General features: G+C 36.8%; 15 protein-coding genes, 2 pseudogenes and 1 other annotated feature. Of the genes and pseudogenes, 2 read left to right on the top strand and 15 right to left on the bottom strand.

The features are described from left to right. Positions 1 to 159: 159 nt before the first annotated feature. Complete coding sequence (locus tag QBK89_RS11385) at positions 160 to 708, bottom strand: hypothetical protein (RefSeq protein ID WP_284141174.1); 549 nt, start codon at positions 706 to 708, stop codon at positions 160 to 162. A gap of 288 nt (positions 709 to 996) precedes the next feature. On the opposite strand from QBK89_RS11385, the gene QBK89_RS11380 reads away from it, so the two are divergent. Beyond that, on the top strand, positions 997 to 1,518 hold the full coding sequence (locus QBK89_RS11380) for a hypothetical protein (protein WP_284141173.1): 522 nt from the start codon (positions 997 to 999) through the stop codon (positions 1,516 to 1,518). Between the two features lie 32 nt (positions 1,519 to 1,550). On the opposite strand, the gene QBK89_RS11375 is transcribed toward QBK89_RS11380, so the two are convergent. From QBK89_RS11375 to QBK89_RS11315, 13 genes and pseudogenes are all read right to left on the bottom strand, one after another. Further along, complete coding sequence (locus tag QBK89_RS11375) at positions 1,551 to 2,144, bottom strand: sugar O-acetyltransferase (RefSeq protein ID WP_284141172.1); 594 nt, start codon at positions 2,142 to 2,144, stop codon at positions 1,551 to 1,553. Further along, positions 2,137 to 2,973 carry an aminoglycoside adenylyltransferase domain-containing protein gene (locus tag QBK89_RS11370; protein WP_284141171.1) on the bottom strand — a complete coding sequence of 279 codons (837 nt, stop codon included), beginning with the start codon at positions 2,971 to 2,973 and terminating at the stop codon, positions 2,137 to 2,139. The genes QBK89_RS11375 and QBK89_RS11370 overlap by 8 nt, the downstream gene beginning before the upstream one ends. 136 nt (positions 2,974 to 3,109) lie before the next feature. Then, positions 3,110 to 3,865 (bottom strand): phosphotransferase family protein, encoded by a 756-nt coding sequence (locus QBK89_RS11365; protein ID WP_284141170.1) that lies wholly within the window; start codon positions 3,863 to 3,865, stop codon positions 3,110 to 3,112. Between the two features lie 34 nt (positions 3,866 to 3,899). Beyond that, positions 3,900 to 4,313 (bottom strand): GNAT family N-acetyltransferase, encoded by a 414-nt coding sequence (locus QBK89_RS11360; protein ID WP_349774629.1) that lies wholly within the window; start codon positions 4,311 to 4,313, stop codon positions 3,900 to 3,902. A 367-nt stretch (positions 4,314 to 4,680) separates the two neighbouring features. Further along, positions 4,681 to 5,244 carry a GNAT family N-acetyltransferase gene (locus QBK89_RS11355; protein WP_284141169.1) on the bottom strand — a complete coding sequence of 188 codons (564 nt, stop codon included), beginning with the start codon at positions 5,242 to 5,244 and terminating at the stop codon, positions 4,681 to 4,683. 31 nt (positions 5,245 to 5,275) lie between these two features. Then, a pseudogene (locus QBK89_RS11350) lies at positions 5,276 to 6,108 on the bottom strand (lipid II flippase Amj family protein). Positions 6,109 to 6,269: 161 nt separating this feature from the next. Next, a complete protein-coding gene (locus QBK89_RS11345; RefSeq protein ID WP_284141168.1) occupies positions 6,270 to 6,758 on the bottom strand; it encodes an HIT family protein in 489 nt (162 codons plus the stop codon). Between the two features lie 278 nt (positions 6,759 to 7,036). After that, a complete protein-coding gene (locus QBK89_RS11340; protein WP_284141167.1) occupies positions 7,037 to 7,585 on the bottom strand; it encodes a GNAT family N-acetyltransferase in 549 nt (182 codons plus the stop codon). A 227-nt stretch (positions 7,586 to 7,812) separates the two neighbouring features. After that, a complete protein-coding gene (locus QBK89_RS11335) occupies positions 7,813 to 8,415 on the bottom strand; it encodes a GNAT family N-acetyltransferase (RefSeq protein WP_481937831.1) in 603 nt (200 codons plus the stop codon). Continuing rightward, the gene (locus QBK89_RS11330) at positions 8,406 to 8,960 is read right to left on the bottom strand and encodes a histidine phosphatase family protein (RefSeq protein ID WP_284141165.1); all 555 of its coding nucleotides are present in this window, start codon (positions 8,958 to 8,960) and stop codon (positions 8,406 to 8,408) included. The genes QBK89_RS11335 and QBK89_RS11330 overlap by 10 nt, the downstream gene beginning before the upstream one ends. 5 nt (positions 8,961 to 8,965) lie before the next feature. Then, the gene (locus QBK89_RS11325; protein ID WP_284141164.1) at positions 8,966 to 9,511 is read right to left on the bottom strand and encodes a histidine phosphatase family protein; all 546 of its coding nucleotides are present in this window, start codon (positions 9,509 to 9,511) and stop codon (positions 8,966 to 8,968) included. Positions 9,512 to 9,588: 77 nt separating this feature from the next. After that, positions 9,589 to 10,239, bottom strand: coding sequence for a uridine kinase family protein (locus QBK89_RS11320; RefSeq protein WP_284141163.1), 651 nt, complete (start codon positions 10,237 to 10,239; stop codon positions 9,589 to 9,591). Between the two features lie 59 nt (positions 10,240 to 10,298). After that, the gene (locus tag QBK89_RS11315; RefSeq protein WP_284141162.1) at positions 10,299 to 10,493 is read right to left on the bottom strand and encodes a hypothetical protein; all 195 of its coding nucleotides are present in this window, start codon (positions 10,491 to 10,493) and stop codon (positions 10,299 to 10,301) included. 216 nt (positions 10,494 to 10,709) lie between these two features. After that, positions 10,710 to 10,969 (top strand) — a binding site (T-box leader). Positions 10,970 to 11,026: 57 nt separating this feature from the next. Between QBK89_RS11315 and metG the strand changes: the two genes are divergently transcribed. Beyond that, positions 11,027 to 12,664, top strand: coding sequence for a methionine--tRNA ligase (gene metG, locus QBK89_RS11310; RefSeq protein ID WP_284141233.1), 1,638 nt, complete (start codon positions 11,027 to 11,029; stop codon positions 12,662 to 12,664). Between the two features lie 146 nt (positions 12,665 to 12,810). Here metG and QBK89_RS11305 read toward each other — a convergent pair. After that, positions 12,811 to 12,968: pseudogene (locus QBK89_RS11305) on the bottom strand (IS256 family transposase); the annotation flags it as partial.

Raw genomic sequence — 12,968 nt, 5'->3', positions numbered from 1 at the left:
TCGCCTCTTAATTATTACCTTTTTTGTTACTAGCAGAAGCTTTCCGAGGGCATTTGTTAGGTAATTCCTTTAAAAGCTCTTTGTCTGCTGTATACTATTTTCAACTCAGTGATAGTTACTTGTTCTAATTAAAGTTATCATAAATAAACTACATGTCTTTTATCTCATATTTTGAATATCCGTAATATCATGTGATTGTGGTTTATATATCGTGTCTCTGTTTCGTTCATAGCTCATAATTGATGCATTACCCCAACCAGATTCAAGATCATTTAGAAATTGTGCATGACCAAATTCGTGAGTAGCAGTACTTACGATAGATTGCCAGCTAGCATAACCACTATCTGAGCCATAATCTCGAGCTAATGTTCTAGTATTCACCCGAATATCAAAAGCATAGGTTTTTCCACCGCTTACTTTCGGAGCATATTGTCCATACCAAGTATAACTATAAGAAGCTAACCTAGCTGTATTACCACTATAGCCATTTTGAGAAATATTTGTTCCTACTGCATTCCCCCAATTTTTCGCGGCTTCACTGAAATACCAGTCTCCACCTGTTTTAAGATTATAAGTCATCGAGTAGAGACTATACCCATATGCATAGTAATGGGCGAGAGCAGAAGTTGCCGAAACAAGAAAAATAAAACCCGTTATGATAGTCACAGAGGTTAAATTAAAAACCAATTTCTTCAGCTTTTTCATCACAATTTTTTCCTCCCTATCAAAATATATACTATTCTGTTTATTTAAATAATTATACATGGCAAGTTAAAAATCCTCTATTTTTATATAAAATAAGTCTTTATTACCATAAATTGTTAAACGAAAGTGAATAAAGATATTTAAAACGCGATATTTGTTCCACTCCATGACTGAAGACTTTCCTCTCAGGGTGTTAATGATAACTATCTAGCATTCTACAAAAATACCTTTATTTTCTTTTATACATGTGTATACTGAAAGCGTACAGATAGTAGAAAAAAGGGGAAAACAATGGATTTCAAACAATTAAAAGAGGTTACACGTTTACTAGAGGAACAGCATATATCTTATGCTTTAGGAGGAAGCGGACTTCTCTATAGTCTCGGATTAACGAAAACTGTGAATGACTGGGATATAACAACAGATGCTTCTGAAAAAGAAATAACAACAGCCTTAAAGGAAATTCCATTTCATAAAGCCAAAGTAGGAACCTATCCTTTTGCTAGTCCTTTCCTGCTTCAAATTCCGTCCTCACCAATGCCCATTGAAATAATTGGTAGATTCTCCATCTTTACTGCAGAGGGGAAGGTTTGTCCTATTCCAACAATCCACACTTTTACTTGGCAAGGAATAAAAATCGGAAGCCCTGAAGCTTGGTATGTTGCTTACACATTAATGCGGCGTGAGGAAAAAGCAAAAATACTCCTTCACTACTTGCAAGAAAAAGGAGTATCGAGCACTTCTATTGATGAATTATTAAAAACACCATTACCGGAATCCATCACTTCCACATTAAAACGATTGCTGAATTAAAGCTATTATTTTTTTATAAAATTAGATAGATACTACCGTTCTAAATCATGGAAATAGGCCGTCCGTTCTTCATCTGTAATTTTTCGAATAACACGGCAAGGGTTCCCAACTGCCACAACATTTGCAGGGATATCCTTTGTTACAACACTTCCAGATCCAATAACCGTATTGTCGCCAATCGAAACCCCTGGGTTAATAATAGCTCCTCCACCGATCCATACGTTATTTCCAATCGTAATTGGAAGTGCATGCTCCCAGCCAGCATTTCTAGGCTTATAATGTACGGGGTGTCCAGCAGTAAATACGCTCACATTCGGGGCAAGCATCACATTATTCCCGATTGTTACAGGTGCACAATCTAATATCGTGCAATTGTAATTGGCATAAAAGTTGTTACCGACAGCTATGTTATATCCATAATCACACCGAAAAGGTGGCTCTACATATAAGTTTTCCCCCACCTTCCCAAGAAGCTTTTTCAATAAGTCATGTCGTTGCGTCACTTCAGTTGGGGGCAACGTATTGCATTGATACAAAAGCTCCTTCGCATATTGCCGTTCCTGAAATAATTCATCACCAAACGCTTGATACGGCTTTCCTTGTATCATCTTTTCTTTTTCAGTCATCGCTTGTAGCTCCTTTTACTATCGTGTTGTTTATGTAATCGCACTCATGAATATAAGCTTGAACCTGTGAATGGAGATAAGTTTTAATCTGGATAAGTTCTTCATTATTCAATTTCGTTCCGTGCTTCCTAAGCATAACCTTTTTCACCGTATTTGCCAGCGGTTGTGGCAACACGTCCATCCCCCATTTACCAGCTTCTTGCTTAGAAGCAACTACGCCTTTCTTCAAATATATGTAGACACGAAGCATGTTTAAGATGGAATAACGAGGATCTTCTATTATTTTCACTAGACAATCTTGAAAGTCAGCCATGATCGAATCGAGATAATCCTTACGAGGAATGTGCGGAAAAACAGTTTGAATTGCCTCGCCTTCTAAGCATATACCACGCTCTTTCGTAATCACGATATGGGCGGCTAAATCACGATCGGTGAGCGTAAGTTTTGATAAATAATCGGATGTGTCTAAATTCACATCATGTGTATAACTTTCTCTCCAAAATTCACTATAATGAAGGTCATACGAACACGGATGATGCCATGTTTGCAACTCTGATTTTATCAAAAAACTAATTTCTAAAGGATAGGGTTTGTTAGAGTACGACAGAAACAAAAGAATTAGCTTTTTTTTCGTCTCAAAATCCATCGCTTCTTTTGTAACGACTAATACGTCAATATCACTTTGCTCTGGATGAAAGCCCCCCATCGCCAATGAGCCGTGAAGATAAAAGCCAACAAAATTTTCCTGGACAATATGTTTTATTTCCATCCGAACATTTTCCACCCAGCTTTTTACATCCGTTGGACATGCATCCCAGCTATACACCATGCCCCAGCACCTCCAAGTCATTTTCCAAAACACGAATATAAGATTACTTCCATAGTTAGATGCCTTTAATTCCTCTATCATTTCTTAAAAACTACATCTACCTTATCACAATCTCGTTCGGCAGCTGAGGCTATAATTATAGTGCGTCCCGAATTATCGTGAGTAAGCGTTCAGCGCTTTCGCTAGGCACATTTTCCGAGAGTCTTGCAGCAGCAATAATAGGCATCCATTGAAGAATTTCCTCTCGAGCATATCCACTCTTTTTACAATAAAAAAATAAATAGCTCTCTGCAAGATCCGTGGAATATGATAGGTATAACAAATATGTACGACAAACATCTGCACGAACATCACCTGCACTGGAATCAACCCAATCAATAATGGTCACGCTACTTCCAGATTTAATCAGGTTAAATAAGTGAAAGTCTCCATGACAAAGCTTACTTTCATAATGAAGCGCATCCATTTTAGCGATAATTTGTTGCTTCTCATGTTCTTCTAATTGGGATGTGTTATTTATTTGTCGTTTTAATTTTACTGACATTGCTTCCATAGCTGGAGCATAAACTTGGTGCATCTGTTGCTGTACATCGATAGAGAGCTTTACATAGTGCTCTGCCTTCGCTTTATTTTCAACAAACAAATGACCTAATGTTTTTCCATTAACATATTCCATCAAAATTGCCGGTTTTCCATCAACCGTTGTTACATCCAATATTCGTGGAGCACAGATACCATAGTTTAAGACTTGTTTTTGTTTCGCTGCTTCATACATTGCTTCTGAAGCAGAAAAACGGGCGTTAAATAATTTATAGATAATCCCTTCATGAAGATAAATACATGCTGTATTTCCTCTTGCAATTGGTTCTCCGAAGTCCATCACATCACTCATTCCTCTACCTTTTTAGAAATGGCTAGGTGCTTTTCTAAAATAATCTTATGTAATCCCCTTTCATCAGTGCATGTATCGATAATATCAAATCCATTTTTATATTTAATAACAACATGTTGCGCCATCGATTCATTGTTTTTGTTTGAATTACTTGATAGCCTTTTCCCCTCAAATATTGATGCTGCACATCCATCAGCTTGGAAGCAATCCCCTTTTTTCGATAGTTCGGATTTACTCCACCTAGCCAGCTGTAATATGTATCTCTATCCATTTCATAGCCGATTATTTTCTCTTTATCTTTCGCAACAACAACCGTCAAGCTAGGCTTCGATTCAAGCTTAGGAATTAATGTTCCTGCATCTCCAAAAATAGTCTGGTGAAGTTCAACAATCCCTGCTAGAACGACCTGTTGTGGCATGCCATTTATCATCTGATACGTGATAGTCATCTATCGTATTCCTTTCTAGTTATTGTTAAACCGTTCTTCATCATCTATCCTGTTTATTTTAACATAATTTTCTAATATCTTTTCAAAACAAAAGAAAAAAGCTAAATCTATCCAACTGATTTAGCCTTTCCTTTGCACCGATCATTTTAGGGTAGCATCAACTACACCAAGCTTTACTTCTTTTCCATCCACATAAAAGCTCTCCATTTCTTCCAATCTTTCATCATAGATAGTGTTTAACAGAAGATTTTTATGGATCATCTCCATGTGTTTTTTGCAGCACTTGAATAACAGCTGTATCTGTATTGATATAAAGATCAATTCTTAATTCAACTGGTAGCTCTAGTTCTTTTCGATATGGAATAGACTAGCAATTGGAAGATTCTCCCTCCACCTTGTTATTATACTCCATCAACCAACAATTACGATATTCTCCTTCATGCCATTCGTGTCTTGGAAGCAGCTTTACCTTTTGAAAGCCACTTTTTTTATAGCAGTGAATCGCACGTTCGTTCCAAGCTTGAGGATCCAATACTATTTTGTCCGCTTCATATTGATTAACTAAATAGTGAACCAATACTTGGATAAGCAATGTTCCAATTCCTTTATTCCAATAAGTTGATTCCCCTATAAATTGATCCATACCATATATAATATCTGGGTTATTCTCGTAACCATATATTTTTCTTGTATGATTATCTAACGGATAAAATTGACAATAACCGATTTCCTCCACGCCATATTCCACAATACATCTTGTTACTCTGCCTTTCTGATTGAAGAATTTTCTATTTACCTTCTCTAAGTTAAAAGGATTGTCTCTTCCTTCATAATATTTTAGAATGAGTGGATTAGAAAGCCATTTTACTAATAACTTATTATCTTTCTTTTCTAGACTTCGAACTACTAAACGATCCTTTTCAAAGAACATACCTTTTACCCCTCTTCTCAGCTATAGATCTTTATCCAATATTAAATAGCTCAAATGTGAATTTTGTAAGCCAGGCAATATATTTAGCTCCTGGAATGAAAAGCACTTGTGCAAGGATGGTTCCAAATAAGCGCGAAACAATCATCATTAACGATAATGACTTTAACTGAAGGTAACTTCCCTTTTGATTAATAACTTCATCAGCAATGACAGAAACCTTAGGGTCAATAAAAACAATCAATAGAATCGTAGCTATGCCATTTATTAACCCCGATGCCATAATGGCTGTCGAAGCCCTTTCTGGTGCTAATAAAGAAGCATATAATGCAGCTAACACACCTATCGTATAGATTGCCGTAATGATCATGTTCAAGAGGAATAATTTTATCGGTATTTCTTTCCATCTAACATCCTTTAAGTAGGAATTCTTTGGTAAATGGATATATTTAATCCCACGCCGTATGTATTCAAGGGTAAATCCTTTTTTAATTAAAGAAGGAATCGATCCCTTTTCGTGCGTTAAATGAATGATTGCTCGTGAAAAAATTGCAATAAACGTAGGAAGTAAAAGAATCCCTAAGAGCTCCCTATCGTGGAGGCACCAATAATGATTCTGTATTGCGTTTCCACTACTTGCAAGGCATTTTCGACCGGGGCCGTATCAATAAGACTTCCTGTAGCAGGCTGCTGCAGCATATTTGCCGTTCGCGACACAATGACCATAATGTTAAACAAGGAAAGAGCAGAAGCTAATAGTCTTACCCGTGCACCAGATAGTCGAACTGCATATGCCAACGTTTCCACGCAATGAATGATTAATACAAAAAGCGAAACAAATATAACGACGATTGTGACCGTTCCCATTTTAATAAGCCTACCTTCTCTATTTTGCTCATAGATATGAATGTACTGACGTTCACCTTTCCTTCCATACGTTGAAAATATCTATAATTCTAATTTGGTGAATCTACGTCTTATAAGTTTGTCTACCACTGAACTCGAATGCTTTACTGAACAGAAATCCGCTAATTATTTTCTAACGCTTTTCTCAGTAGTTCAATCGCTTCCTTTACTTCTTGAATCTCTTTTTTACCTCTCTTTTGATTTCGAGCATGCAGTAACACTGGTCTAACAGATTCCACAGACCGCCCAAATTCATACATCCAATCATACCTAGGAACCATCCATGTATGAAAATGATGGGTTGTATCTTCGTTATAAAAATAATAGACATGCTCAATTCCTAAAATTTCTCTTTGAGCCTTTCTTATCTTTGCCAGCAGATTGATATAATCATATCTTTCATTTTCTGTTAATTCATCGAAGCATGTAATATGGCGCTTTGCCGCCAATATAATTAGTCCTTTAATAGGATACGCAACATCTTGGTGCGCATGAAAATACTTTGTTTCAATAACTGTTCCACCTTCGGGCTCAACCCATCCATTTACTAATGCACAACTCAAACATTCAACCTCTACTACCTTACCAGTGGATAAAGTAATTGTTCTCATGGGCAGGCTCCTTTCCCTAATAAAAATCTCCTCTATTAGTTTGTTGTAGATTTATCTTATCATAAATTTCTTAATTATTTGGTAAATTATCCCTTACTACAATTGAAGCCTTTTCACATACATAAAAAGAGACTAAACCCTAACAGCTAGTCTCCAATCGATTCTTCTATTAAACACCGATACTATTCCAAGTTCCAGTAAGCTTCATCTATCAAAGATATCCCTAAGTTCACAACCCCTCGCCTTACAAATATCCTCTGCGAATTATTTATATAAGCCTATGAATCTAGGTTGATTACTCCACAGTATACGAGATCCTTATACTGATTTTCTTTCCGCACATGGTCAACGAGTACCCCTTCTTTTTTCATGCCTAATTTTTCTAAAACCTTGCCCGAGGCTGGATTCGAATCAAAGTAACGGGCAAATACTTTATGATATTTCTTTTCCTTAAAGGCAAAGTCTAACATTGCTTGCGCTGCCTCCGTTGCATAACCATTTCCCCAAAATGGTTCTCCTACCCAATATGCTAGTTCACCATTAATAAATTTTTCATTGTTAGAAAGTGCAACCGCACCAAGCAAATCTCCACTATCTTTTTTCGTTATCGCAAATTCATAGGACTTATCTGCATTAAAGTTATCAAGATGATGTGTTATCCATGATAATGCGTCCTGTAAAGAATACGGGTACGGTAAATGTAGTGTGTTTTTATAAATATTGTAGTTATTGCAAAGCTCCGTCACAGCTGGGGCATCCTTTTCTTGAAATAATCGAAGTACTAGCCTATTCGTTGTAATTGTTTTATTTTGACTATCGTGAATCATGATAAAATTCTCCTCCTTCAGCATGGCGCAAATGATATTGTTTCACCTGGGAGACCTTTTTCAGTATTATGTGAGATGAATTCTATTTAATCCACATTATTATTTGGTTTCCAGTTTTTTTTAGTTTCTGAATATAAACATTATGCGTGGGCAAATTGCCGAGAACTTCCCACCACATGGCTTTCACAAACTCCTTCTATAATTAGTTAGACTTCTAAGCAATCCCATTAAAAGTGGAGCACCTTTTCAAAACAAATGCATTCATGAACGCGTTTAAATCTGTTTCTAATTTTTTCTTTTTCTTCCCCTACATAATGCGCGAAGGCATGAACTGGATATAGATTCGATACTTCTGGTTTTAGTGCACCCTTTATTTCTTCATCACCATCAATAAATACATGCAAATAAGATGCTACCTTTGAAAAGCTGTTCTGTATATACCAATCGTTTACCCATTTATCATCTCTAGTCCAAGCTTCTAGTCGGTTCAGCCCTTTTTCTTTTGCGATTTTTTCGGCTTCGTTTAATAAATGCGTCCCAATGCCTCTTCTACGATAGTCTGGATGAACTGCAATATGCCAAATCATACCGCCTAAGCCGCTTCCTCTTGAACAGACAGTCCTTGCCTCCACTTCATACTCGACATCTATTAATCCAACCACTTGATTATCTTCAATTGCGACAAGTTCAATTGCTGGATTCTCATATTTCTCCTTCTCTTTTAGAACATTGTCAAAATATGCAGTATCTAAAAATGACAATACTCTGCAGCGGAGCCAACCCGTTTCATCTTCCCTATGATAAGCTCGAATTTCCATATTTACCTCCATATTCGTTGAATATCTATGCATTTCTTTCCGTTAAATGATAGTTTATAGATATCTGGCATTTCGAGTTCTTTCCAAAAATCAAAGCCATATTGATTATCGAAATAATTCATTATTAACACCATTATATTCCCATGCGTTCCGATTACTATATTTTTACCTAAATGCCTCTCTAATACGTTGAAAGTCGCGTTAACTCCTCTTAGTTGGGCAACCCTGTTTGATTCTCCACCCTCCCATGAAAAATCATCATCTTGCCAAACCTTTGTGATGGCTACTTCAAAATCTTCTACAGGCTCTTCCGCCAAGATACGTTCTTTAAAACCATCTAATTCGTTTATCTCTTTGTTTATGTATGCGGCAATTCCCTCAACTGTTTGGATTGCACGTTTATATGGACTTGAATATACAAAATCGATCGCTTCTCTTTTTAGCAAATCGGTTACAGTTTTTGCGTCAGAAAACCCACGTTCAGACAACGGTCTCCCTAACTCGTCTGGCGTATATGTAGAATGCGCATGCCTAACGAAATACAAGTTCGTCTGCAAACGAATCACCCCTTCCACAAACGTGTATATTGTGCATCATTCTTTGTGATTCGCAATAAATACACATCAGGGTTCGTTAACTCTTTCCACCGTTCAAATCCAAATTCCTTATCATAATAGTTTAATAATAGAGAAATAATACCGCCATGTGCGACCATCACTGTATTTTCAGTATCACTTACCTCAATTTCTGTAACAACGTCTATAATTCGGTTCATCGCTTCCCTACTGGATTCTCCACCCTCATACGTTAAATCCATATCGTTGAATGTTGCTTCTAATTTCTCCATCCAATCTGAAAAAAAGCTAGAGCTAAGAATACGTTCACTTAATCGGTTATCTATTTCAATTTCAATATTTGCGTCCTCCGCAAATGGCTTTATCGTTTGAATAGCTCGTACGAAAGGGCTGGAAATAATTCGATCGACCTTTCTATTTGATAAAAACTTAGATAGTGCATTTGCTTGAGTAAAGCCTTTTTCCGTTAATGGAGAATCAGAAGACTGTCCCCCTGCTTCACAATGCCTTATAATATAAATGTTTTTATTCATACTTCCTCCTATACAAAGGTAATTTTAGGTTGCGTCTTTTAAACAAAATCAAAATCTCTTCTTGATGATACATCTTTCTAGTATTGGTTAAAAAGATTCTTTTCCACGATAACCGCCTCATTGGAATTTCTTATCACGATATCAAAATACCGATGATACGGATGCATAAACAATTCGTATTGAATTCTACGTTCCTTGTGTGAATCCCTTAAATAATTGATGACTGCTCCCCTCTCAGAGACATCCCGATCACTTCTTCGCATGAATTCTGTTTCTCCATCCGTATAGAAGTAAATCGTCAAATCGAACAGATCTGGATTACAAAATGCCACACTCATTCCTTCAACAATAGTTACGTTATTATGTGAAGCGAGTAATGTACTTTCCATATAATGTGTTTCAATCGTATAAAGATCTAACCCCTCCCTAATCATATTAATGTCTCTTTCTAAGGCCAAGAGATTATGAGCCGCAGGGTGGCATGCTGTCATTTTATAATGATGTTTTCTTTGTTTGAATTCATAATCTATTGCAGCGTATTTCCTTAGATTCGATCCAATAATATAGGGATCCGTGTTCATATAATTTATATCGTTCTGTTTTAATAGCTTCATAAGCTTGTTAGAAAAGGTGGTCTTTCCAGAAGCACCATGACCTGAAATTCCAATGATAATTCTATTCTCTTTTTCATTTATCAAATTAGCTATCCGTTGCAATATCTCGTCCATGAGTTTCCCCCTTTACACCATCCAAGTAAAATTCTAAACATATTCTCATCTATCTATAATCATTCATTTTCTTTTTTACTTGAAATAGCTAAGGCAGTAACTCCAAATAACAAACCTAATCCAGCTCCTAAACTAATGAAGTAAACTAGAAAATCTGGCTTGAAAAACATCGATAAAATTATCCCGATATTACATCCGAAAAGCATCCCCATTGGAATGAATAAACTTTTTATATTTCCTTTTGAATTTTTCATCCTTGTTTTTCCTTTCTAATTTTTTCTGACTACTTCTCTCTTTAAATCATTATCATATATAGCCTCTATTTTTATGTATTTTTAAAACTATTTCGTCTTTTTATTATAGCATTCAGAAAAGCTTTATAGGATATAGAAGACAAACCTTTATAAAATAACATGGAATGTTGATTTTTCTGATATCTAGTGCCATAATAATAAAAATGAATAACAACGAACACAGTGATGATGGGAAAAGTAAATCTGCTTATTCTTTTACAGAGAGCTTCGGTAGCTGAAAGGAAGCATGGAAGAGTTGATTGAAGATGGTCCCAGAGCTGCATGGCTGAGCTTTTTGAAAGTAAGGGCATGACGAGATTTGGCACTCGTTACAAATGTCAGAGTATAAGAACAGGTCTGTTCCGTACTTGCTGAGATCAATCATGTGAGTGGTTGGTGAACAAAGGTGGTAACACGAGAATAATCTCGTCCTTGGACAATTTTTTGTCTAGGACGAGTTTTTTTATTGCAATTATTTCAAAGGAGGAATCATGATGAATATATTTATTGGCGGTGCTTGGCCATATGCGAATGGCTCCTTGCACTTAGGCCATCTCTCAAGCTTGCTGTCTGGTGATATTTTGGCACGATATTACCGAGCAAAAGGACATCGGGTGCTGTATGTGTCAGGCAGTGACTGTAATGGGACACCTATTTCCATTCGAGCGCGCCAAGAAAACGTATCCGTACAAGAAATCGCTGATCGTTATCATAAGGAATTTGCAAAATGCTTTGAGCAACTTGGTTTTACGTATGATTGCTATACCCGGACAGACACCCTACATCACCAGCAGGTCGTTCAGCAGCTGTTTCTAAAATTACTCCAGAACCAGAGCATCTATAAAAAGGAAACCGAGCAAGCCTACTGCAATACGTGCCAGCAATTTCTTCCTGATCGTTACGTAGAAGGTGGGTGTCCTAATTGTGGAAGAGAAGCAAGAGGAGATCAATGTGACTTTTGTTCCAGCATCCTCGATCCGTTAGAGCTTGTGGATAGCAAGTGCAAGATTTGTGGTGACACGCCTGTAAGCAGGTATACTGAACACTTCTATTTCAGGCTCCGTGCATTTCAAGATGAACTCGAAGCGTATGTAAAGCAAGCAAAAAGAAAGCAATTGTGGAGGGAAAATGCAGTTCAACTAACTGAAAGATACCTAAAGGAGGGACTCCATGACCGTGCAGTTTCACGAGATCTACCAATTGGTGTTCCTGTACCAGTTAAGGGATACGAAGACAAGAAGGTCTATGTCTGGATAGAAGCTGTGTCCGGCTATTACTCAGCTAGCAAGCTGTGGGCACAAAGCACAGAACAGGATGATACAGCATTTTGGAATTCCGATACAAAATCCTATTATATTCATGGCAAGGACAATATCCCTTTTCATTCCATTATTTGGCCAGCCATATTAAAAGGAGCAGCGATCAATAGTTTGCCTACACATATCGTCTCCAATGAATATTTAACAATTGAGAGAAAAAAACTTTCTACCAGTAGAAATTGGGCAGTTTGGGTTCCTTATATGTTGGAAAAATACGATCCTGACTCTATCCGGTACTTCCTAACAATCAATGCCCCAGAAACAAGGGATTCCGATTTTTCGTGGAGGGAATTTATTTACAGCCATAACAGCGAATTATTAGGAGCATACGGAAACTTTGTAAATCGCACACTAAAGTTTATTCAAAAGTCATTTAACGGAGAGATTCCAAAAGGAAACATTGATAACCGAATGCAAACGGAAACAAGTGAACTTTATGAGAATGCAGGAATATTAATCGAAGAGGCTCATTTCAAACAGAGCTTAGAACTTATATTTCAATACATCCGAAATGCGAATAAATATTTTGATGAAAAACAACCTTGGATACAAATTAAAGAAAAACCCGATGACTGTAACGACACACTGATAACATGTGTCTACCTGATAGCGAACATGGCACAGCTTCTTCACCCTTTTTTGCCATTCTCAAGCGAGAAAATTATGAAGACACTCGACATGACGCACCCGAAATGGGAGCCAGTAATCTCTCCTATTCAAAAAATCAAAGCTGTCACACCATTATTTGCACGGATTGATGTTGAACAAATTGACAAAGAAATAGAAGCATTGCACAAACAGTCAGAAAAATGATTTGAAGAAAGAATGGGGCATATTGATAATGCGGAAGTTCGTGGTTTCAGAACGGCAAAGAAAATCATAGATATGCTGCATGGAGTCCGAGAATCTTATAATGATTCTCGGTTCGGGTTTGTCAAATAAAGTGTGTAAGTTCTAATTTACTCAAGATACTTTAACACTCTATCTTTTAATTCATCTTGAAGAAGAAGTTGGTTCATAACCATTGCCCAGTTCTGGATATGGCCACTTTCCCATTTCGTCTCTAATTCTTTAATTCGTAAAAATAATACTTTTAATAAGGCGTTCTCGTTTGGGA

Origin of the sequence: Virgibacillus sp. LDC-1 (assembly GCF_030137545.1) — a bacterium.
Lineage (GTDB): Bacteria > Bacillota > Bacilli > Bacillales > Amphibacillaceae > LDC-1.
Note: the sequence above shows the minus strand (reverse complement) of the source record. Positions and strands in the feature narration are given on the sequence as shown.

Excerpts from the sequence above, each read along its gene's own strand:
- QBK89_RS11380 (WP_284141173.1), top strand. The coding sequence starts at position 997 with ATGGATTTCAAACAATTAAAAGAGGTTACACGTTTACTAGAGGAACAG.
- QBK89_RS11375 (WP_284141172.1), bottom strand. The coding sequence starts at position 2,144 with ATGACTGAAAAAGAAAAGATGATACAAGGAAAGCCGTATCAAGCGTTT.
- QBK89_RS11370 (WP_284141171.1), bottom strand. The coding sequence starts at position 2,973 with ATGGTGTATAGCTGGGATGCATGTCCAACGGATGTAAAAAGCTGGGTG.
- QBK89_RS11365 (WP_284141170.1), bottom strand. The coding sequence starts at position 3,865 with ATGAGTGATGTGATGGACTTCGGAGAACCAATTGCAAGAGGAAATACA.
- QBK89_RS11360 (WP_349774629.1), bottom strand. The coding sequence starts at position 4,313 with ATGACTATCACGTATCAGATGATAAATGGCATGCCACAACAGGTCGTT.
- QBK89_RS11355 (WP_284141169.1), bottom strand. The coding sequence starts at position 5,244 with ATGTTCTTTGAAAAGGATCGTTTAGTAGTTCGAAGTCTAGAAAAGAAA.
- QBK89_RS11345 (WP_284141168.1), bottom strand. The coding sequence starts at position 6,758 with ATGAGAACAATTACTTTATCCACTGGTAAGGTAGTAGAGGTTGAATGT.
- QBK89_RS11340 (WP_284141167.1), bottom strand. The coding sequence starts at position 7,585 with ATGATTCACGATAGTCAAAATAAAACAATTACAACGAATAGGCTAGTA.
- QBK89_RS11335 (WP_481937831.1), bottom strand. The coding sequence starts at position 8,415 with ATGGAGGTAAATATGGAAATTCGAGCTTATCATAGGGAAGATGAAACG.
- QBK89_RS11325 (WP_284141164.1), bottom strand. The coding sequence starts at position 9,511 with ATGAATAAAAACATTTATATTATAAGGCATTGTGAAGCAGGGGGACAG.
- QBK89_RS11320 (WP_284141163.1), bottom strand. The coding sequence starts at position 10,239 with ATGGACGAGATATTGCAACGGATAGCTAATTTGATAAATGAAAAAGAG.
- QBK89_RS11315 (WP_284141162.1), bottom strand. The coding sequence starts at position 10,493 with ATGAAAAATTCAAAAGGAAATATAAAAAGTTTATTCATTCCAATGGGG.
- metG (WP_284141233.1), top strand. The coding sequence starts at position 11,027 with ATGAATATATTTATTGGCGGTGCTTGGCCATATGCGAATGGCTCCTTG.